This is a genomic window from Spiroplasma endosymbiont of Lariophagus distinguendus (genome assembly GCF_023846195.1).
Classification (GTDB): Bacteria; Bacillota_I; Bacilli_A; order Mycoplasmatales; family VBWQ01; genus Spiroplasma_E.
Window position 1 is genome coordinate 1 of sequence record NZ_JALMUW010000145.1, and the last position, 831, is coordinate 831.

The following is an 831-nucleotide window of genomic DNA, read 5'->3' on the forward strand; positions in this document are numbered from 1 at the left end:
AGTTGATTTTTGAGCAATTCTCATAGGAATATCACTATATCATTCTCTTCTATTACAAGAAAGATATTCTAATGGATTATTCATTTTTATCACTCTCCAAATTTATTTTTATTAATTAATAATTCATTATCAATATTATTAATTAATCATTTCATTTTATGCATTGAAGCATACATTCTTGCGTCTCAACAATTATCATATAAATCAAGCATTTGTGGTTCATTATTTGAATTTTCTAATTTAGATTTTGCTAATCATTGCATTTTTGATAATTCTTCATGTGTATTAGGGCATTTTTTTCAATTAATACTTAATATACCTTTAATCATACAAATAGTATCTCAATCAATTCTATCTCTTAAATACATTGTAGTTTTATCTACTGGAGTAAAATTTAATCAATTAATTTTTCTTTTTTCTACTTCTTTTTTTAAAATATCAATAACTGCTAATCCACCACTACCATAATCAACATAACAAGTAAATCCAAATTTCATTGCTTGAAATTTAATACTTTCATCTAAATAATAATCAATAATATTATTTGCTAATTCATAAGTATCTTTAAATTTCATTATTGCATTACTATGATAAAATTCACTTTCTTGATGTATTCTTCTAGTTTTTTCATTTTCACCAATAAAACATAAAACAGCAACAGTAGGATGTGCTTGTGAACTTGTAGCAAAACCTAAATCTAAACCACCAACTATTTCATTAACATTAAAATCTAATTCAGTTTTAAGTTTATCTAAATATCTTGCAAATATAGAACCAGTTAAAACACTAGGAACTCCATAATATCAACTTTGTGCTTTAATAGGATCTAAT

The 831-nt window shown here is 23.6% G+C and carries 1 protein-coding gene; it reads right to left on the minus strand.

Annotated features, from left to right (window positions below; translation table 4 throughout):
• Window positions 1-86: 86 nt before the first annotated feature.
• A partial coding sequence (locus M0D11_RS06190; protein ID WP_252321070.1) for a hypothetical protein occupies window positions 87-831 on the minus strand: 745 nt, incomplete at its 5' end.